Origin of the sequence: Variovorax sp. PDC80 (assembly GCF_900115375.1) — a bacterium.
Classification (GTDB): Bacteria; Pseudomonadota; Gammaproteobacteria; order Burkholderiales; family Burkholderiaceae_C; genus Variovorax.
The window spans coordinates 110,542-129,253 of the sequence record NZ_FOWG01000007.1; the positions used below are offsets into that span (position 1 = coordinate 110,542).

Below are 18,712 nucleotides of genomic sequence, written 5' to 3' on the forward strand. Positions count from 1 at the left end.
AGGCGTCTCGCGGCTTCAGGCCGCGAGCGCTTCGCGTGCGATCGTCGCCAGCAGCGCCGCGCCGATCGGCAGCACCGCGTCGTTGAAGTCGTAGCGCGGATGGTGCAGGCCCGGCACGTCCTCGCCGACGCCGAGCCAGAAATAGGCACCGGGGCGCTCGTTCAGCATGAAGGAGAAATCTTCCGAAGCCATGCTGGGCAGCACGCCCGTGAAGACGCGCGCGGCGCCCAGCAGGTCGGTCGCGGCTCGCCGCACGAGCTCGGCGCACGGCGGGGCGTTCACCGTCGGCGGCAGGAACGGCAGATAGCGCACGTCCGCTCGGGTGCCGAGCGCGCTGGCGCAGTCCCTCGCGATCTCGGCGACGCGCCGCCGCAGGACCTCGCCCGCGGAGGCATCGAACCATTTCGCGATGCCGGCGATGTCCGCCTGCGGCGGCACGGTCACGCTCTGGGTGGGAACGCCATGCGCGATGACGCCGCCGGCCTGCAGCGAATGCACGGTGAGCACCGCGCTCAGCGCGGGATCGAGGTTGCGGCTCACCACGGTCTGCAGCGCCGCGACCACGGCGCAGGCGGCCACCACCGGGTCGGCCGTGCGATGCGGCATCGCACCATGTCCGCCGACACCCTCGATGCGGAGCCAGAAGTCGTCGCGCGCCGCCATCATCGCGCCGGGGTTGACGGCCACCGTGCCCGCCGGCAGCGAGGGCCAGTTGTGGAGCGCATAGACCGCATCGCAGGGGAAGCGTTCGAACAGGCCGTCCTCGATCATCACGCGCGCGCCCGCATGCCCCTCTTCGCCGGGCTGGAAGATGAAATGCACGGTGCCGCCGAAATCGCGCGTGTGCGCCAGGTGGCGCGCGGCGCCCAGCAGCATCGTCACGTGCCCGTCGTGGCCGCAGCCGTGCATCCGCCCCGCATGCACGGAGCGGTGCGCGCACGTTCCTTCCTCCTGCACCGGCAAGGCGTCCATGTCGGCGCGCAGGCCGACGGACTTCGAGGAAGAACCGGCCCGCCGGCCGCGCAGCACCCCGACCACACCGGTGCGGCCGACGCCGGTGTACACCTCGTCGAAGCCGAAGTCTTGCAGCGCCTCGGCCACGCGCGCCGCGGTGCGCCGTTCCTCGAAGCCCAGCTCGGGGTGCGCATGCAGATCGCGGCGGAAGGCCGAGAGGAAGGGGTGGAAGTCCGAGATGGCGCGCAAGGTGCCGTCGTCGGTGTTGCCGCCGGGCGTGGGAAGAACGAGGCTCATCGGGTGGCGCTCCTGGATTGCGATGCGTCCCATCGTAGGAACGGCGGGCACCCGCGTCCAAGACCGCCCACGTCCGCTTCCAGATGCGCAGCCTATGAAGGCGACGGTGCGGGTGTGCGCATGTAGGCGCTGCATATAGTTTCTGACGCCAACGCTATTGGACGCATTTCGGCAAAAGCCTTCTCATTCCGCGGCAGTTCGCAGCAGGCACCACGCCTGCTGTTTTCACCCACGCAACACAGGAATGGAGAAGACATGCCTTCAACCCACAAGGTCGCCATCGTGACCGGCGGCAGCCGCGGTATCGGCGCGGCGATCGCACGACAGCTTGCAAAGGACGGCCACGCGGTCGTCGTCAACTACGCCGGCGATGCCGCGAGCGCCCGCGCCGTGGTCGCCGACATCGAGTCGCGCGGCGGCCGCGCCATCGCGCTGCAGGCCGACGTCTCGAAGGAAGAGGACGTGCTGCGGCTGTTCCGCGAGACCGATGCGCAGCTCGGCGCGCCGACGGTGCTCGTCAACAACGGCGGCATCACCGGCGGCTTCTCGCGCGTGGACGAGGCGGACGCGCGCATGCTCGCGCGGGTGTTCGGCGTCAACGTCGTGGGCGCGTTCCTGTGCTGCCGCGAGGCGGTGCGGCGCATGTCGATCCGCCACGGCGGGCGCGGCGGCGCGATCGTCAACGTGTCTTCGCGCGCCGCGGAGATCGGCGGCGGCGGCGAGTGGGTGCATTACGCGGCGACCAAGGGCGCGCTGAACACGCTGACCACCGGCCTCGCGCGCGAAGTCGCGCTCGAGGGCATCCGCGTCAACGCCGTGGCCGCGGGCCTGATCGAGACCGAACTCCATGCGGCCGCCGGCAAGCCCGACCGCGCCGCGCGCATGGCGCCGGGCATTCCGATGGGCCGCGCGGGCCTGCCCGAGGAGGTGGCGCAGAGCGTCGCCTGGCTGGTGTCGCCCTCGGCCGGCTACGTGACCGCCGCCATCGTGGCGGTGGCCGGCGGCCGCTGAACCCGACACCGAATCGATGTCCGCAGAACGAACGAGAACCGGAGACAAAGCAATGCACGCATCCGCACAGAGCGCGTCCGCCACAGGCACCACGGCCCCCAGTCCTTCCAAGGCCAGGCACGTGGTGATCGCTTCCACCCTGGGTACCGTCTTCGAGTGGTACGACTTCTATCTCTATGGCGCGCTGGCCGTGATCATCGGCAAGAACTTCTTCGCCAGCGCCACACCGCTGGAGGCCTACATCTTCGGCCTGCTGGCCTTCGGCACCGGCTTCGTGGTGCGGCCTTTCGGCGCGCTGGTGTTCGGGCGGCTCGGCGACATGATCGGGCGCAAATACACCTTCCTCGCGACCATCCTGATCATGGGCCTCGCGACCTTCGCGGTCGGCCTGCTACCCACCTATTCGTCGATCGGCAGCTTCGCGCCGGCGATCCTGATCGGGCTGCGCATGCTGCAGGGGCTGGCGATCGGCGGCGAATACGGTGGCGCGGCGGTCTACATCGCCGAGCACGCGCCGCCGGGACGACGCGGTGCCTACACCTCGTGGCTGCAGACCGCGTTCATCGTCGGCCTGTGCCTGGCGCTCGGCGTCATCCTGGGCTGCCGGCTCGCGATGTCGCCCGAGGCCTTCGAGACCTGGGGCTGGCGCGTGCCCTTCCTGCTCTCGATGGTGCTGCTGGCGATCTCCGTGTGGATCCGCATGAAGCTGCACGAGTCGCCGGTGTTCGCCGAGATGAAGTCGGCCGGTGCGCTGTCGCGCGCGCCGATCCGCGAGAGCTTCGGCAACTGGCGCAACCTCAAGCTGGTGCTCATCGTGCTGTTCGGGCTGCAGGCCGGGCAGGCGGTGGTCACCAATGCCGGGCCGATCTACTCGTCGCTGTTCCTGGTGAACACACTGCGCGTCGATCCCATCACCGCGACCACGCTGTCGACCATCGGCCTGCTGCTGGGCGCGCCCTTCTACGTGATCTTCGGCTACCTGAGCGACCGCATCGGGCGCAAGCCGATCGTGCTCGCGTCGCTGGTGCTCGGGGCCGTGTCGCTGTTCCCGGTCTATCACGGGCTCACGCACTTCGCGAACCCGGCGCTCGAGGCCGCGCAGGCGCGCTCGCCCGTGGTGGTGGCGGCCGATCCGGCGCGCTGTTCGTTCCAGTTCAACCCGGTCGGCACCTCGAAGTTCACCTCGAGCTGCGACGTGGCGAAGAGCGCGCTGGTGCGGCGCGGCATCCCCTACAGCAACGAGGCCGCGGCGCCGGGAGCGGCGGCGGTGGTGCGCATCGGCGCGCTGTCGCTGCCGGCCTACGACGGCGCCGCCGCCGATGCGAAGGAGCGCGCGGCCGCATTCGACCAGGCGCTGGGCAGCGCGCTGGAGAGCGCGGGCTACCGCGCCAGTGCCGATCCCGCGCAGATCAACCACCTCATGATCGTGCTGATCATCGTCTACCTGCAGCTGCTCACCGGCATGGCCTTCGGCCCCATGGCCGCGATGCTGGTCGAGATGTTCCCGGCGCGCATCCGCTACACCTCGATGTCCTTGCCCTATCACATCGGCAACGGCTGGATCGGCGGCCTGCTGCCCGCGACGGTCGTCGCCATCCAGGCCGCCACGGGCAGCATCTTCGACGGGCTTTGGTACCCTGTGCTGATCGCGGGCGCGGGGTTCGTGCTGTGCTGGCTGTTCGTTCCGGAGACCCGGGACCGGGCGCTCGACAGCTGAGCCGCCGAAGGCGCACCGCGCAGGAGAACGGAATGCGCGACCACCCGCTTGGCCCATCGAACGACGACGATTCGCGACCCGCGCATTCGGGCGGGCCGGCCGCGCGCCTGGAGATCCGGCACCTGCGCTACTTCCGGGCGGTGGCCGAGGAGTTGAGCTTCACGCGCGCGGCGGACCGGCTGCACATCGCGCAGCCACCGCTGAGCCAGCAGATCCGCCAACTCGAGGAGGAGCTGGGCGTGCAGCTCATCGACCGCGACAACCGACCGGTGCGGCTCACCGAGGCGGGCACGCTGCTGCTGGAGCGCGCGGTCGCGATCATGTCGCAGTTCGATGCCGCCGTGGACGACGTGCGGCGCATCGGCCGCGGCCACAGCGGCAAGCTGGCGATCGGCTTCGCGGGCTCGGCCATGTACAGCGTGCTGCCCGATGTGCTCAACGCGTTTCGCGACCGCTATCCCGAGGTCGAGCTGTCCTTCAGCGAGCTGCTGGCGGCCGAGATCGCCGAGGCGCTGTCGCGGCGTGCCATCGACGTCGGCTTCTCGCGCCCGGGACTGCCGCCCGAGCCATCGATCGAGCAGCGGCTGCTGATCACCGAACCGCTGATGGCCGCGGTGCCGACGCGGCATCCGCTGGCCGCGCGGGCCACCATTCCCGTGGAGGAGCTCCATGGCCAGGCCGCCGTGCTCTATCCACGCCATCCGCGGCCCAGCCTGACCGACCTGATCCTCGATGCGCTCGGCGAGCGCGGCATCGTGCTCGAACTCAAGGAGGGCGCGCGCAACATGCAGACCGCGCTGGGCCTGGTGGCGGCCGGCGCCGGCATCAGCTTCGTGCCCGCCAGCGTCTGCGGGCACGGACGCAGCGGGGTGCGCTTCGTGGGCATCGAGCCGCAGGTGCTGACCTCGCCGATGACCGTGGTCTGGCGCAAGGACCATGCGTCCGTCGCGCTGAAGAACTTCCTGCAGATCGTCGAGACGGTGGGCCCGGCGCACGGCTGAGCCGAGGTGTGCGGGGCGCGCCAGACGCCGCGCCTCTGCCAGCGTATCGCGTCGGTATTGGACGCTGCGCGGGGCCATTCCTAAAGTTCATCGCACCGCTTCGAAGCGGTGCCTTTTCACCGATGAACCACAGGAACACCATGTCTGCACTAGATGACGCCATGCGCGACGCCGCCGCTTCCGGCATCCGATTCGATCACGTACCGGCCAACGGCCTGAACATGCACTATGCGCGCGTCGGCCAGGGCGCGCCGCTCGTGCTGCTGCATGGCTGGCCCGAGTTCTGGATGGTGTACCGGCCACTCATGGACCTGCTGAAGAACGATTTCGAACTCATCGTTCCCGACCTGCGTGGCTGCGGCTTCACCGGCAAGCCCACGTCCGGGCCCGATGCCAACGCCAACGCCGCGACGCACGCCGAGGACATCGCCGAATTCACGCGGCGCCTCGGCCTCGACCGCTTCGGCATGGTGGGCGGCGACCTCGGCGCCTACGTGCTGCAGGCCTTCAGCCAGGCGCACGGCGATCGGCTTAAGGGCGCGTTCTATTTCTGTACCCCGTATCCCGGCCTCGGTTCGCGCTACGGGCAGCCCGACCACCTGATCGAGGTCTGGTACCAGTACTTCCAGCAGCTGCCATGGGCCGCAAAGCTGGTCGGCGCATCGCGCGAGAGCTGCAGGCTCTACATGTCGCACTTCCTCGATCACTGGTCCGGCGACAACCCCGAGGTGTTCGCCGACATGATCGAGATCTACGTCGACATGTTCATGCGCAACGACAACATCCAGGGCGGCTTCGACTGGTACCTGAGCTCGGCCGCCAACCGCCGCAAGTGGCTCGAAGGCACCTTGCCGCCACCGCCTCGCATCACGGTGCCCTCTCGCTTCCTCTGGGGCCGGCGCGATCCCCTGATTCGCCCCGAGTGGTCGGACCGCCTGGGCGACTACTTCGCCGACTTCAGCATCGACTTCGCCGATGCCGGGCATTTCGTGCACCGCGAGGCGCCCGCGGTCTGCGCGCGCGAGATCAAGGCCTTCTTCGGGGGCCGGTGATGGCTGTCATGCCGGGCGAGGTGGCCGCGCGCTTCATGACGCCGTGGTCGCGCCAGGGGCAGCAGCCCGGCCCCGTCTTCGTCGGTGGGGCCGGCGTCCACCTGCACACGGCCGATGGCGCGCGCTGCCTGGACCTGTCGAGCGGCCTCATGTGCGCCAACCTTGGCCATGGCCATCCGATGGTGATCGAGGCGATACGGCGCCAGACCGAGTCGCTGTGCTTCGTGTCGCCCACGCTGCGCAGCGACATCCGCGAGGCCTTCTCCGAGCGCCTGTGTGCGCGAGCACCCTGGCGCGGCGGCGCGCGCGTGCACTTCACCACCGGTGGCGGCGAGGCCAACGACGACGCGGTGAAGATCGCGCGCCTCGTCACCGGCCGGCTGAAGGTGCTGAGCGCCTACCGTTCCTACCACGGCACCAGCGCCGGCGCGGCCGCGCTCACGGGCGGCAGCCGCCGCTGGGCCAGCGAGCAGGCGGCGCCGGGCGGCATCGCGCGCTTCTTCGCGCCGCATCCCTACCGCAGTCCCTTCCACACCGACGACAGGGCCGAGGAGGTGCGACGCGCGCTCGCGCATCTCGAGCGCGTGATCGAGCAGGAGAACCCCGCCAACATCGCGGCGATCCTGATCGAGCCGGTGCTCGGTTCGGACGGCCTCGTCGCGTACGAGGAGGGCTATCTGGCCGGCGTGCGCGAACTCGCACGGCGCTGCGGCGCGCTGCTGATCCACGACGAGGTCATGTGCGGCTTCGGCCGCGTCGGCGAGATGTTCGCCTCGCGCCGCGTCGGCGTCGCGCCCGACATGCTGAGCTTCGCCAAGGGTGTCACGGGCGCCTGCATGCCGCTGGGCGGCGTGCTGATGCGCGAGGAGATCGCCGAAGCCTTCGACCACCGGCTCTTTCCGTTCGGCCACACCTATTCGGGCCACCCGGTCTGCATGGCGGCGGGGCTCGGTGCGCTGCGCGCCTACGAGACCGAAGGCCTCTTCACGCGAGGACGCGAGATCGAAGGATGGCTCCGGCAAGGCCTGGACGAAATCCGCGAACGCAGCGCGATCGTGGGCGACGTGCGCGGCATCGGCGCCTTCTTCGGCATCGAGCTCGTGCGCGACCGCAAGACGCGCGAGCCGCTGGTCGCATGGCAGGGCGCCGACCAGCGGCTGATGGACGACTTCCAGTCCGACCTGCTGGCGCGCGGCGTGTGGCTGTACGTCAAGTACAACCTGTGCGTGGTCGCGCCGCCGCTGACCATCTCCCAGGCCGATCTGGCGCGCGGGCTCGCCATCGTCTCGGAGGCGTTGCAGGCCCTCGAGGCCAGGGTGTCGGCATAGGGCCGGCCGCTCAAAGCTGCGGCGACAGCACCGCCGCCAGGTGCTCCCACGCCTTCTCGAGCAGCGGCCGCTCCTTCCAGGCTTCATAGCTCAACCGCTTCGACTGCGCGAGGTCGGCCTCGAACTGCACGGTCTGCGCCGCGGCGAAGGCCTCGTCGTAGATGTTGAGGTTGGCCTCGTCGTTGAGCCGGAACGAGCGGTTGTCGAAGTTGGTCGAGCCCACCGACACCAGCAGGCCGTCGACCAGGAACACCTTGCAGTGGTACATGGTCGGCTGGTACTCGCTGATCTGGGCGCCGGCCTCTAGCAGCGGGCCCCAGGCGGCGCGCGAGGCGCGGCGCACGGTCTGCGAATCGATGATCGGCCCCGGCGTGACGATGCGCACCCGCACGCCGCGGTGCAGCGCCGCGACCAGCGCGCCCACGGTGAGATCGTCGGGCACAAAGTAGGCGCTCGACAGGTCGATGGTCTTCGTGGCCGCGGCGATCGAGAGCAGGTACATCAGGTGCATGCTCTCGCTGCCGCCCGAAGGCGAGCTGCTGAACATCTGCGCGCGGCCGTTGCCCACCGGCGGCAGCGGCGGGAAGTAGCGCTCGCCATGGAACACGTCGCCCGAGACCTTGATCCAGTTGTCCATGAAGACCGCCTGCATCTGCGCCACCACCGGGCCCTCGACCTTGTAGTGCGAGTCGCGCCAGTGTGCCGGGTCCTGCGCGTTGCCGGTCCATTCGGGTGCGATGCCGACACCGCCCGTGAAGCCGATGCGCCCGTCGACCACCAGCAGCTTGCGGTGGGTGCGGTTGTTCATGCGCGCGATGTCGTACCAGCTCGGCTTGTGGAACTTGCGGATCTCCACGCCCGATGTCTCCATCTCGCGGATGAAGTCCGCATCGACCTTCGCGCTGCCGACCCAGTCGAGCAGCACATGCACCTTGACGCCGGCACGCGCGCGCTCCGACAGCGCATCGGCAAACGCGCGCCCGATGTCGCCCGACCAGTAGATGTAGGTCTCGAAGGTGATGCTTTGCTTCGCCGAGCGGATCGCCGCGAGCATCGGCGGAAAGATCTGGTCACCGTTCTGGAAGGCCTCGAAGCGGTTGCCGTCGGTGATCGGCGGGCCGAGCATGGCACCGAGCGCGCGCTGGTACTGGGGATCGTGCAGCGCGTATTCGCGCCGCACCTGTTCGTCGAGCTTCTTCTCGCCGCTCGTGAGGTTGAGCACGAGCAGGGTGGCGGCCAACGTCAGGACGAAGGTCCAGGCGATGGCTTTCCAGGGCTTGCGGGGGGCAGTGACGCGCATGCCTTATCGTGCCGGCCTTTGCCCGCGCCGAATCGAGGTCGCGCCCTTGTCCTGCAAGGCGCCGCTGCGATGTCTGCCATCAATATCGGCCTGCGGCGCCAGCCCTCGCGAACACCATGCCCCAACAACCCAAAACCTTGCCCGATCCGGCCTCCCACCGCTTCGTCTCCGTGCGCGGCGCGCGCGAGCACAACCTGCGCAACGTCGACGTCGACATCCCGCGCGATGCCCTGGTGGTCTTCAGCGGCATCTCGGGTTCCGGCAAGTCCTCGCTGGCCTTCGGCACGCTGTATGCCGAGGCGCAGCGGCGCTACCTCGAATCGGTGGCGCCCTATGCGCGGCGGCTGATCGACCAGGTCGGCGTGCCGGCGGTCGATGCCATTGACGGGCTGCCGCCGGCCGTGGCCTTGCAGCAGCAGCGCGGCACGCCGGGCACGCGCTCCTCGGTGGGCAGCGTGACCACGTTGTCGAACCTGTTGCGCATGCTCTATTCGCGCGCGGGCGACTACCCGGCGCGCCAGGCCATGCTGCACGCGGAGGACTTCTCGCCCAACACGCCGCAGGGTGCCTGTCCCGTCTGCCACGGGCTGGGCCGGGTGTTCGAGGTGACCGAGCGCGCGATGGTGCCCGACGACAGCCTCACGATCCGCGAGCGCGCGGTGGCCGCCTGGCCCTCGGCCTGGCAGGGGCAGAACCTGCGCGACATCCTCGTCACGCTGGGCATCGATGTCGACACGCCGTGGCGCGCGCTGCCGAAGAAGACGCGCGACTGGATCCTGTTCACCGAGGAGCAGCCGACGGTGCCGGTCTACGCGGGCTTCACCCCGGCAGAGACGCGCGCCGCGCTGCGCCGCAAGCTCGAGCCCAGCTACCAGGGCACCTTCATGGGCGCGCGCAAGTACGTGCTCCACACCTTCGCCACCACGCAGAGCGCGCTGATGAAGAACCGCGTCTCGCGTTTCATGTCGGGCGCGTCGTGTCCCGTCTGCCAGGGCAAGCGGCTCAAGGCCGAGGCGTTGTCGGTGCGTTTCGCGGGGCTCGACATCGGGCAGATCTCGCACCTCACGCTGGGCGCGCTGGCGCAGGTGCTGCGGCCGGCCGCGCGCGGCGAGGCGCATGGCAAGACCGTGCCGTCGGCCGAGAAACGCATCGTGGCGCAGCGCATCGCGCAGGACGCGCTGGCGCGGCTCGAGACGCTGCTGGGCCTTGGGCTGGGCTATCTCTCGCTCGATCGCGCAACGCCCACGCTGTCGCCGGGCGAGCTGCAGCGGCTGCGGCTCGCGACGCAGATCCGCTCCAAGCTGTTCGGCGTGGTCTACGTGCTCGACGAGCCCTCCGCCGGCCTGCACCCGGCCGACGCCGAGGCGCTGGTCGATGCGCTCGATGCACTCAAGCGCGCGGGCAACTCGCTGTTCGTGGTCGAGCACGATCTGGACCTGATGCGCCGCGCCGACTGGCTGGTCGATGTCGGGCCCGGCGCGGGCGAGAACGGCGGCGAGGTGCTCTACAGCGGGCCGCCCGTCGGGCTGCGCGAGGTGGCGGCTTCCCGCACGGCTGCCTACCTGTTCGCGCCCGAGGCCGCCGGCGATGCGGGCCGGCCGCCGCGTTCGGCGCAGGGCTGGCTGCGGCTCGAAGGCGTCACGCGCAACAACCTCGCGGCGGTCGACGCCGCATTTCCGATCGGCGCGATGACCGCGGTCACCGGCGTCTCGGGGTCGGGCAAGTCCAGCCTCGTGAGCCAGGCGCTGGTGCAGCTGGTGGCGGCGCACCTGGGCCACGAGGCGCCGGCCGACGACGAGCCGGGCGAGGGCGAGCCCTCGCTCGCCCAGGAGACGCAGGGCCGCATCGTCGAGGGCCTGGATCGGATCCGGCGGCTGGTGCGGGTCGACCAGAAGCCGATCGGCCGCACGCCGCGCTCCAACCTCGCGACCTACACCGGGCTGTTCGACCACGTGCGCAAGCTGTTCGCGCAGACCCGCGCCGCGAAGGCGCGCCGCTTCGATGCCGGCCAGTTCTCGTTCAACGTCGCCAAGGGCCGCTGCCCGACCTGCGAGGGCGAGGGCTTCGTCAGCGTCGAGCTGCTGTTCATGCCCAGCGTCTACGCGCCGTGCCCGACATGCGGCGGCTCGCGCTTCGACGCGGCGACGCTGAAGGTGCGGCTGCGTGACGAGAGCATCGCCGACGTGCTCGCGATGACGGTGGACGAGGCACATGCCTTCTTCGTGGACGACGCACCCATCGAGCGGCCGCTGCGCCTGCTCGCGGCGATCGGCCTGGGCTACCTGCGCCTGGGGCAGCCGGCCACCGAGCTGTCGGGCGGCGAGGCCCAGCGCATCAAGCTCGCGACCGAGCTGCAGCGTGCGCAGCGTGGCGACGCGCTCTACGTGCTCGACGAGCCGACCACGGGGCTGCATCCGTCGGACGTGGACCGGCTGATGGCGCAGCTCGACGAGCTGGTCGACGCGGGCAACACGGTGGTGCTGGTCGAGCACGAGATGCGCGTGGTGGCGCGCTGCGACTGGGTCATCGATATGGGCCCGGGCGCGGGCGGCGAGGGCGGGCGCGTGGTGGCGGCGGGCACGCCGCGCGAGGTCGCGAAGGCCGGCACGCCCACGGCGAAGTACCTCGCGCGCCAGTGGGGCTGAGCCGGGCGCGGCCCGGGTGCACAATCTGGGCCCCCGATCCGCGCCGCCGCGCGCGCCCGCCTTTGCGTTCCAGCCCCCATGCGAATCCACGACATCCGACGCCGACTGCGCGAAGCAGGCGCGGGCCCCAGCCATGAGCAGCGCGTGCTGCGGCTGTGGTCCCATGCGCTGCCGCGCGACAGCGGCCGCCGGTTGCCGCACAGCTTCTTCCCGGCCGGGTTGATGGCCGAGCTGCCGGCCATCGAGGCCGAGCTCGCGGGCCTGGCGCGCGTGGATGCGGTGCATCCGGGCGCCGACGGTTCGGAGCGGCTGCTGGTGGCGCTTGCCGACGGCCAGACCGTCGAGAGCGTGCTGCTGCCGCGCGACGGCCTGTGCGTGTCCTCGCAGGTGGGCTGCGCGGTCGGCTGCCAGTTCTGCATGACCGGGCGCGAGGGCCTGCTGCGCCAGGTCGGCAGCGCCGAGATCATTGCCCAGGTCGCGCTCGCGCGCATGCGCCGGCCGGTGCGCAAGGTGGTGTTCATGGGCATGGGCGAGCCGGCCCACAACCTCGACAACGTGATGGAGGCGATCGAGCTGCTCGGCACGGTCGGCAACATCGGCCACAAGAACCTGGTGTTCTCCACCGTCGGCGATCCGCGCGTGTTCGAGCGGCTGCTGCAGGAACGCGTGCGGCCCGCGCTCGCGCTGTCGCTGCACACCACGCGCGACGAACTGCGCCGCAAGCTGCTGCCGCGCGCGCCGCGGCTCACGCCCGAGGAACTGGTCGCGGCCGGCGAGCGCTATGCGCGCACCACCGGCTATCCGATCCAGTACCAGTGGACGCTGCTCGAGGGCATCAACGACAGCGAGGAAGAGATCGAGGGGCTGGTGCGGCTGCTGTCGGGCAAGTACGGCGTGCTCAACATGATCCCGTTCAACGCGGTCGACGGCGTGGACTTCCAGCGCCCGGCCTGGGCGCGCTGCCAGCAGATCGCGCGCACGCTGCACGAGCGCGGCATCCTGACCAAGCTGCGCAATTCGGCGGGGCAGGACGTGGATGGAGGCTGTGGGCAGTTGCGGGCGCGGGCTGTCGGCACGCAGGTGATGTTCCAGCGAACCGCTCAAGCTCCTGGTCCTGCATGACGATCCGGGACCTCGCACGGGCAGCCGCCATCGGGGTCTTCTGTGTTGGACGTACTCGAGAGAGTATGACAAAGTATGATCCACGCAGACCTGAAGGAGCGTGACCCTTGCCCAGTACCCTGGAACGACTGACCGTGACCATGCCTGTAGAGATGGCTGCGACCATCAAGCAGGCGGTGGACGAGGGCGAGTACGCCTCGACCAGCGAAGTGGTGCGCGAAGCCCTGCGTGAATGGAAGACGCGGCGCCAGTTGATGCTCGCCGAGTTGTCCGTCCTCAAGGCCGATATCGATCGAGGCCTGGCGGATGTGGCTGCAGGCCGCGTCAAGGACTTCGATGCCGATCGCATCATCGAACGCGGGAGACAGCTATTGGCCGCACGCTCCAGCTGACCGAGAGTGCCGAGCAGGATCTGGCGGAAATCTGGTCATACATCGCCGAGGGAGCCTCGGAGGCCGTTGCCACCCGTTTCCTGGGAAAGTTGCACTCCACCTGCCAGGGGCTGCTGGCATTCCCGATGGCGCACCCCGAGCGTCGACAACTCGCACCTGAGCTGCGCGTCGTCTTTCATGGCGCCTATGCGATCTACTATCGACCGGACGAAGGGGTGGTGACGATCGTTCGCGTCCTGCACGGTGCGCGTGATCTGGGCGCGATCGCCGATCAAGGCGGGTTCGACGCCTGACAGGCCGAACCCTTCAAGCCCCCGCGTTCAGGCCGGCTTCGCCGCCTCGTCCCCCAGGAAGAAGGCCACCGCCCGACCCACCACCCAGGGCACGATCACATGGTCCCCATCGAAGGGCTGCAGCGTGAGGTCGTGCCCGCTTTCGAGCAGCCGCCGGGCGTGCGGATGGGCGCTGGTCTCGATCGGCAGCTGGCTGTCCGACCGGCCGTGCGCGAGAAAGAAGCGCGGCGTGCCGGCCTGCGCGAAGCTGTTCATGAAACCGGCCGACAGTCCGATGACGTGGCTCGCCACGTCGCCGTTGGTGAGGCCCAGCGACAGCGCGTAGCTGCCGCCGTCGGAGAAGCCCGCGAGCGCGAGCCGCGCGGGGTCGAGCCGGAAATGCCGCGACACCGTGGCCAGCGCGTTGTCGAGCCGCTCGAGGTCGGGGCCATGGCCGCCGACCACGATGTCCCAGGTGGCGTACATCGACTGCGGCGCCAGCAGCAGGAAGCCGCGCGAGCGCGCATGGGCGACGAAGTGCGGCAGCACGCGGTTGGCCTCGCCGCCCGCGCCATGGAACATCACGAGCAGGGGCAGCGGCGCATCGGCGGGCAGGCCTTCGGGCACGACCAGCACCGCGTCGCGGCCCTCGTCGAAGCCCAGGTCGTGGCGCCCGGGCGGCAGCGGCTCGTACAGGGGCGCGGCACCGGGCCGGAAGGCCATGCGGCCCGTGAGCGCGCCGCCGAACAGGGTGGGATCGATCATGCGTGGCCTCCTCCGGTCGAAGCGGCGGGCGCGATGCCGCGAAACACGGCGCACTGCGCGAAGGACTGCGTGGACAGCGGCAGTTCCTTGCGCCGGCAGTACTTGCTCGTGAGCTTGAGCAGCTCCTTGATGTCGCGGCCGCTGGCGCCCGCGTAGTCGACCACCAGCTGGTCGATCACCGCGGCGGGCAGCTCGACGCCGAGCTGGGCCGACAGCGTGGCCCACAGGCGTCGCGCATCCTCGGGCCCGGGTGGCTGGTAGTCGATCACCGCGATGCAGCGCGAGAGGATGGCCTCGTCGATGTCGCCGACGCGGTTGGTGGTCATGAACAACAGGCCGCTGAAGTATTCGAGCGTGCGCAGGAACTCGGCCACGATGGCGTTGTGCTGCAGGTCGTTGTCGCGGCGCCGGATGTAGACGTCGGCCTCGTCGAGCAGCAGCACGCAACCCCAGCGCGCGGCGCGCTGCAGGATGCGCGTGAGGCTGGTCTCCACCGAGCTCGCCGTCACGCCGAGCTGGCCCGAATGCACGCGGTACAGCGGCTTGCCGACCACCTCCGCATAGACCTCGGCGGTCAGCGTCTTGCCCAGGCCGGGCGCGCCCTTGCACAGGATGGTGGTGCCGCCCGACTTGCCGGGCACCACGTCCTCGACCAGGAAGTTGCGGTCGGCCGTGAGGATGTCGATCAGGTCGCGGTGCGCCTGCGGCAGCACCAGCCGCTCGCGCAGGCCGGGCTGGTACCGGTACTCCTGCACATGCTGGGCATGGACCCAGATGTTGCGGTGCCAGTCGAGGTGGAACAGGTGCAGGTAGCAGTGCTGCGGAATGCGGTCGAAGCCCTGGGCGATGCCGCTCTCGCGCCAGTGGTGCGGGTCGGCCGCCAGGTCGAAGCGGCGGCGCAGCAGCTCCTCGTCGTTCACGCAGCGCACCGCGGCGGCCTCGGGCAGCCGGTGGCACTCGAGCGCCGCGCGCGGGCCTTCGCCCGCGGTCCACACGCTGCCGCCGACGGTGAACTGCGCGCCGTGCTGCGGTTGCAGCTTGCCGAAGCGCTCGAGCTGCATCTCGTACTCGCGCTTGAACTCCGCGCACTCCTTGTGAAAGCCGTGGTCGGCGAACAGGTCGGCCAGCGTGCGCTGCGGCAACTGCTCCTCGTAGAAGCTCAGGCCCCAGGTCATGCCAGCGAAGCGCAGCCGGGGCTCGGAGGGCGGCTCGCGGCCGGCGGCCTGCAGCGTGTTGGCGAGCAGGCCCACGAGCACGTAGGCATTGCCCTCGGTGGGCTTCACCAGCCGCACCGTGTGGACCAGCCAGGGCAGCAGCACGCCGTCCTTGCCGCGCTGGTAGAGCCAGCCGTCGATCGCGTCGCGCGCCAGCCATTCGGTCAGTGCCGGCACCATCGCCTCGAGGTTCGCGATCGGCTGCAGCTGCGATTCGCCGTTGAGGTTGTCGAGCGCGAGCAGCTGGAACACCAGGTCGCGCGCGCCCTTGCCGAGGCTCAGCTGGTAGAGCAGGTTGAGCGAGCGGCCGTCGAAGTGGCGGCTCGACACGACGCGTATGCCGCTGCAGGCCCCCTGGCCGCCCAGCTGGAGGCCCAGCGGCGACTGCGCGCCGACCTGGCTGCGCAGGACGGCGGCCAGCATCTCCGGTATCTCGAGTTCCACGGCGTCTCCTCGTGTCGCCTGTCCATGCTAGCCCGGCGCGGGCGCCCGGCGATTGACCTGGGTCAAGCCCGTGGGAAGATGGCGGCGGCCATCGCGCCGCCATGGCCCGACGCAGACAAGGAAGGAAAGCGCCCATGCCCCCGCCCTCGAAGACCTCGCTGTTCGCCGCCGCGAAGGCCTGGGACGCGGCCTCGGTCCAGGCCCAGCTGGCCCAGGCGCCGGCGCTGGTCGGCGCCACCGATCCGCGCGGCCGCGCGGCGATCCATCTGGCCTGCAAGGTGAAGGCCGAGGGCGCGCAGCTCGCGGAACCCCATGGGATCGAGACCGTGACCGCGCTGCTCGATGCGGGTGCCGACCTCGAGGCCGAGGTGCCCATGGACGAGGACGAGGGCGACTTCCGCGCCACGCCGATCTGGTACGCGGTGGCGCGCGGCGAGAACTTGCCGCTGGTGAAGTTCCTCGCCAAGCGCGGCGCGAACACGAGCTGGTCGCTGTGGGCCGCGGTGTGGCGCGACGACGCGGCGATGTGCCGCGTGCTGCTCGCGAACAGGCCCGCGCTGAACCTGCGCGCGCACGGCGAAACGCCGCTCTTCTATGCAGCCCGGCTGCAGCGGCTAAAGACCCTGGCGCTGCTGATCGCGGCCGGTGCCGATGCGTCCGTGGCCGACGCGCAGGGGCGCGATGCGGTCGACATCGCGCGGGCGCGGCGTCTGCCGAAGGAGCTCATCGAACGGCTCGAGCAGTCGAAGCGATCGCGTCCCGCGTAGATCCACGCAAGCGTTGGCTAGACCTGCGCGCGCTGGCGCGACAGCCCGTCGACCCGCCTGAGCATCTCGGGCAGCCTGTACGCACCGGCCATCGCGCGGATGTGCGCCCTGGCCTGCTCGAGCGGCATGCCCGCGGCCGTCACGAAGAGCGGGCGCGCGCTCTCGCCGCGCAGCAGTTCGGTCTCGGGCGGCGCCCCCGCGAACCTCGTCTTCGCGACGCCGATCACCGGGGTCGCGCGGCCGAGCTTGTCCCAGAGCACCGCGCCGAGGCCGTCGCGCGGCGGCGTGCCCAGCGTCACGTAGCCGTCGATGACGATGCAGGCGAGCGGTTCGGCGACCTGCGCGAGCACGGCCTCGATGCAGGGCAGCTCGCGCCGGTAGAACGCGCCGGGCACATAGTCCTCGACCTGCGGCACCGGCACCAGGATCTCGCGCACGGGCGCGGTGTCGTGCCAGTCCGCAAGCAGCAGCCCGGCGGCCATGGCACCGCCCGACTCGGCGTAGGCGACATCGACGGCGAGGATCACGCGGGCTCGCCGGCCGCGAAGCCGATGCGGGGTGACGTGATGCGGCCGTTCGCGACCGCGAGCACGAAGCGCAGGGTGTCGCCCTCGACGACGATCTGCACGCCGAGCTTCGCCGTCATGGCCTCGCCGGCGAGTTGCGCGCCGCCCCAGCTCGCCGCGATCTCGCGCGCGGACAGTGCCGCGATCTCCGCGCCCAGGCCGCGGCCCACCGATTCCGAGCGCAGCACGATGGTGTTGAGGCCCTGCTCGTGCCCGTCCATCGACACCTGCAGGCCGGGCAGCGCGAGCAGTCCGTCGCCAAGGCGCAGTTCGCCCGACAAGGCCGTGCGCCCGAGCAGCGTGCGCGCCTGCGCGGTCAGCCCCTGGGCCTGCGTGCCCAGCCCCTGGCGCAGCATCGATTCGGCGAAGGGCCGCAGCCGGAGCTTGCCGCGCTCGGAGATCCACGGGCCGATCAGGCTCTTGCGGCGCTCGAATTCCACGCCCGCGAGCGGCGCCGAGGCGAACTGGTAGAGGTAGCTGCGGCCGTTCGGCGCATCGACGTAGAAGCCGAGCGGGCTCACGCCCATGCGCGAGTCGGGGCCCACGTGCTCGACGGTGGCGTCGTTGAAGTCGACCAGCCCGTGGCGGATCGGCACGGTCACGTCGGCATCGAACAGCAGGTGCGCGTCGGTGATGCGGCCGCGCAGGGTGCCGTCGATCTCGCCGAGCGGGCCGAGCTGCCAGGCATCGGCCGGCGGCGGCAGCGTCGTGCCGTCGGCGGGATGGGTGGCTTCCCACAGCTGGCGGAACTGCCGTGGCAGCACCAGCGGGCCGTGCAACTTCAGGCCGGCGAATTCCGCGTCGCGGGCCTTGATGGCGCCGACGCGCAGCGACCCGTTCTCGGCATGCACGCGCGCGACCAGCTCGTGCACGGCGATGCGCTCGATCTCCAGCACCAGCGCGCCCGTGGCGAGCCGCAGGGCCGTCGCTTCGAGCCGCGCGATCCGCAGTTCGCGCGTGCCGTCCTGCCCCGCGGTCCAGCGCACGCCCTCGAGCGCGAAGCGGTTCGGATCGGCATCGCCGCGCGCGCCGAGTTCCAGGCCCAGCACGAGATCGACGAGAGAGGCAGCGAGGGAAGCGCTCATGGTGGCTTTCTAGCAGACGGGCTCAGCGGCACATCGGAAACCCGCCCGTCTCCAGATGGAAGTGATCGCGGTGCGCCGCGTTGTACTCGGGCCCGAGCACGCCGCGAAAGAACCGGCAGGCGCCCAGGTGGGCATCGTTCAGCAGCGCGGCCGAAGGGTTCGTGGCGTCGATGCGCCAGTCCTTGCGCACGTTGATGCGGCGCCCGTCCGCGAGCACGAAGCCGGCCACGTCGAAGGCATCGGCCGTGGCATGCCGGCTGCGCGGCGCGCCGGGTATCGCGCCTTCGCCGCGGTTCACATTGCGGCAGGCATAGCTGCCGAGGTGGTCGACCGCGGCGATGGGCTGTCCGAAGTGCCGCAGGGCCGCGGGCTGCAGCGCATGGTGCTCCCACATGAAGAAGGACAGCGCCATCGGGCAGCTCAGCGTGGGCGCGCTGCCCAGCCGCACGCCGGCCGAGCGCAGGCGCACCGCGTTCTCGAAGCCGCAGCCCGGGCCGGTGACGCGGTCGGGCACGCGCTCGTACTGCATGCCGGTGTCGGCCAGCGCGGCCTGGCAGCGCACCGGGTCGCCGCGTGCGCGGGCCAGCTTGTACGAAGTGAGCCAGTTGGGCGGGGCCGTCACGTCGAGCGGTGCCCAGGGATCGTGGCGCTCGGGCACCTCGATGGCGCCCGTGAAGACGGCCACCACGCCGGCGGCGATGGCGACGACCAGCGCGAGGGCCAGTCGGCGTCCGGGGCGGGCGGGTCGGTCTTGCGCGGGCGGCAGGGGCACGGGTGACG

17 protein-coding genes are annotated in these 18,712 nt (G+C 70.7%); 10 read left to right on the forward strand and 7 right to left on the reverse strand.

Going from position 1 to position 18,712, the window contains the following annotated elements; all coding sequences use genetic code 11:
* Positions 1 to 15: 15 nt before the first annotated feature.
* The gene (locus BM109_RS20690) at positions 16 to 1,251 is read right to left on the reverse strand and encodes an amidohydrolase (RefSeq protein WP_093346441.1); all 1,236 of its coding nucleotides are present in this window, start codon (positions 1,249 to 1,251) and stop codon (positions 16 to 18) included.
* Between the two features lie 255 nt (positions 1,252 to 1,506).
* Here BM109_RS20690 and BM109_RS20695 point away from each other — a divergent pair, with 255 nt between their 5' ends.
* The 5 genes from BM109_RS20695 (at position 1,507) to BM109_RS20715 (ending at position 7,360) form a co-directional block, all read left to right on the forward strand.
* A complete protein-coding gene (locus tag BM109_RS20695; RefSeq protein WP_093346443.1) occupies positions 1,507 to 2,262 on the forward strand; it encodes an SDR family oxidoreductase in 756 nt (251 codons plus the stop codon).
* A gap of 52 nt (positions 2,263 to 2,314) precedes the next feature.
* Positions 2,315 to 3,979, forward strand: coding sequence for an MFS transporter (locus BM109_RS20700; protein ID WP_093346446.1), 1,665 nt, complete (start codon positions 2,315 to 2,317; stop codon positions 3,977 to 3,979).
* A gap of 32 nt (positions 3,980 to 4,011) precedes the next feature.
* The gene (locus BM109_RS20705) at positions 4,012 to 4,980 is read left to right on the forward strand and encodes a LysR substrate-binding domain-containing protein (protein ID WP_218159398.1); all 969 of its coding nucleotides are present in this window, start codon (positions 4,012 to 4,014) and stop codon (positions 4,978 to 4,980) included.
* 140 nt (positions 4,981 to 5,120) lie between these two features.
* Positions 5,121 to 6,032 carry an alpha/beta fold hydrolase gene (locus BM109_RS20710; RefSeq protein WP_177239416.1) on the forward strand — a complete coding sequence of 304 codons (912 nt, stop codon included), beginning with the start codon at positions 5,121 to 5,123 and terminating at the stop codon, positions 6,030 to 6,032.
* Positions 6,032 to 7,360, forward strand: a complete 1,329-nt coding sequence (locus BM109_RS20715) for an aminotransferase class III-fold pyridoxal phosphate-dependent enzyme (RefSeq protein WP_093346451.1) — start codon at positions 6,032 to 6,034, stop codon at positions 7,358 to 7,360. The genes BM109_RS20710 and BM109_RS20715 overlap by 1 nt, the downstream gene beginning before the upstream one ends.
* 10 nt (positions 7,361 to 7,370) lie before the next feature.
* Here the strand turns inward: BM109_RS20715 and BM109_RS20720 are convergent, their stop codons facing one another.
* A complete protein-coding gene (locus BM109_RS20720) occupies positions 7,371 to 8,660 on the reverse strand; it encodes a phospholipase D-like domain-containing protein (protein ID WP_093346454.1) in 1,290 nt (429 codons plus the stop codon).
* Between the two features lie 116 nt (positions 8,661 to 8,776).
* On the opposite strand from BM109_RS20720, the gene BM109_RS20725 reads away from it, so the two are divergent.
* The 4 genes from BM109_RS20725 (at position 8,777) to BM109_RS41265 (ending at position 13,112) form a co-directional block, all read left to right on the forward strand.
* On the forward strand, positions 8,777 to 11,305 hold the full coding sequence (locus BM109_RS20725; protein ID WP_093346456.1) for an excinuclease ABC subunit UvrA: 2,529 nt from the start codon (positions 8,777 to 8,779) through the stop codon (positions 11,303 to 11,305).
* A gap of 78 nt (positions 11,306 to 11,383) precedes the next feature.
* On the forward strand, positions 11,384 to 12,427 hold the full coding sequence (locus tag BM109_RS20730) for an RNA methyltransferase (protein WP_093346459.1): 1,044 nt from the start codon (positions 11,384 to 11,386) through the stop codon (positions 12,425 to 12,427).
* A gap of 107 nt (positions 12,428 to 12,534) precedes the next feature.
* Complete coding sequence (locus tag BM109_RS20735) at positions 12,535 to 12,819, forward strand: ribbon-helix-helix domain-containing protein (protein WP_218159399.1); 285 nt, start codon at positions 12,535 to 12,537, stop codon at positions 12,817 to 12,819.
* Positions 12,820 to 12,860: 41 nt separating this feature from the next.
* Entirely contained in the window at positions 12,861 to 13,112 is a 252-nt protein-coding gene (locus BM109_RS41265; RefSeq protein WP_256222710.1) for a type II toxin-antitoxin system RelE/ParE family toxin, read from the forward strand.
* Between the two features lie 27 nt (positions 13,113 to 13,139).
* On the opposite strand, the gene BM109_RS20745 is transcribed toward BM109_RS41265, so the two are convergent.
* The gene (locus BM109_RS20745; protein WP_093346464.1) at positions 13,140 to 13,856 is read right to left on the reverse strand and encodes an alpha/beta hydrolase; all 717 of its coding nucleotides are present in this window, start codon (positions 13,854 to 13,856) and stop codon (positions 13,140 to 13,142) included.
* Positions 13,853 to 15,514, reverse strand: a complete 1,662-nt coding sequence (locus tag BM109_RS20750; RefSeq protein WP_093346466.1) for an ATP-binding protein — start codon at positions 15,512 to 15,514, stop codon at positions 13,853 to 13,855. Before BM109_RS20750 ends, BM109_RS20745 begins: the two co-directional genes overlap by 4 nt.
* A 134-nt stretch (positions 15,515 to 15,648) precedes the next feature.
* Between BM109_RS20750 and BM109_RS20755 the strand changes: the two genes are divergently transcribed.
* Complete coding sequence (locus BM109_RS20755; RefSeq protein ID WP_177239417.1) at positions 15,649 to 16,281, forward strand: ankyrin repeat domain-containing protein; 633 nt, start codon at positions 15,649 to 15,651, stop codon at positions 16,279 to 16,281.
* A 17-nt stretch (positions 16,282 to 16,298) separates the two neighbouring features.
* On the opposite strand, the gene BM109_RS20760 is transcribed toward BM109_RS20755, so the two are convergent.
* The 3 genes from BM109_RS20760 to BM109_RS20770 are packed head-to-tail and all read right to left on the reverse strand — an operon-like array spanning position 16,299 to position 18,704.
* Positions 16,299 to 16,808: an endonuclease V gene (locus BM109_RS20760; RefSeq protein ID WP_093346471.1), complete on the reverse strand. Its 510-nt coding sequence runs from the start codon at positions 16,806 to 16,808 to the stop codon at positions 16,299 to 16,301.
* Entirely contained in the window at positions 16,805 to 17,932 is a 1,128-nt protein-coding gene (locus BM109_RS20765) for a hypothetical protein (protein ID WP_093346474.1), read from the reverse strand. The genes BM109_RS20760 and BM109_RS20765 overlap by 4 nt, the downstream gene beginning before the upstream one ends.
* A 22-nt stretch (positions 17,933 to 17,954) precedes the next feature.
* Positions 17,955 to 18,704, reverse strand: a complete 750-nt coding sequence (locus tag BM109_RS20770; protein ID WP_093346476.1) for an extensin-like domain-containing protein — start codon at positions 18,702 to 18,704, stop codon at positions 17,955 to 17,957.
* Positions 18,705 to 18,712: the final 8 nt, after the last annotated feature.

Coding starts and splice junctions, on each gene's coding strand:
- BM109_RS20700 (WP_093346446.1), top strand. CDS start 2,315: ATGCACGCATCCGCACAGAGCGCGTCCGCCACAGGCACCACGGCCCCC.
- BM109_RS20715 (WP_093346451.1), top strand. CDS start 6,032: ATGGCTGTCATGCCGGGCGAGGTGGCCGCGCGCTTCATGACGCCGTGG.
- BM109_RS20710 (WP_177239416.1), top strand. CDS start 5,121: ATGTCTGCACTAGATGACGCCATGCGCGACGCCGCCGCTTCCGGCATC.
- BM109_RS20690 (WP_093346441.1), bottom strand. CDS start 1,251: ATGAGCCTCGTTCTTCCCACGCCCGGCGGCAACACCGACGACGGCACC.
- BM109_RS20745 (WP_093346464.1), bottom strand. CDS start 13,856: ATGATCGATCCCACCCTGTTCGGCGGCGCGCTCACGGGCCGCATGGCC.
- BM109_RS20720 (WP_093346454.1), bottom strand. CDS start 8,660: ATGCGCGTCACTGCCCCCCGCAAGCCCTGGAAAGCCATCGCCTGGACC.
- BM109_RS20755 (WP_177239417.1), top strand. CDS start 15,649: ATGCCCCCGCCCTCGAAGACCTCGCTGTTCGCCGCCGCGAAGGCCTGG.
- BM109_RS20705 (WP_218159398.1), top strand. CDS start 4,012: ATGCGCGACCACCCGCTTGGCCCATCGAACGACGACGATTCGCGACCC.
- BM109_RS20765 (WP_093346474.1), bottom strand. CDS start 17,932: ATGAGCGCTTCCCTCGCTGCCTCTCTCGTCGATCTCGTGCTGGGCCTG.
- BM109_RS20730 (WP_093346459.1), top strand. CDS start 11,384: ATGCGAATCCACGACATCCGACGCCGACTGCGCGAAGCAGGCGCGGGC.
- BM109_RS20695 (WP_093346443.1), top strand. CDS start 1,507: ATGCCTTCAACCCACAAGGTCGCCATCGTGACCGGCGGCAGCCGCGGT.
- BM109_RS20725 (WP_093346456.1), top strand. CDS start 8,777: ATGCCCCAACAACCCAAAACCTTGCCCGATCCGGCCTCCCACCGCTTC.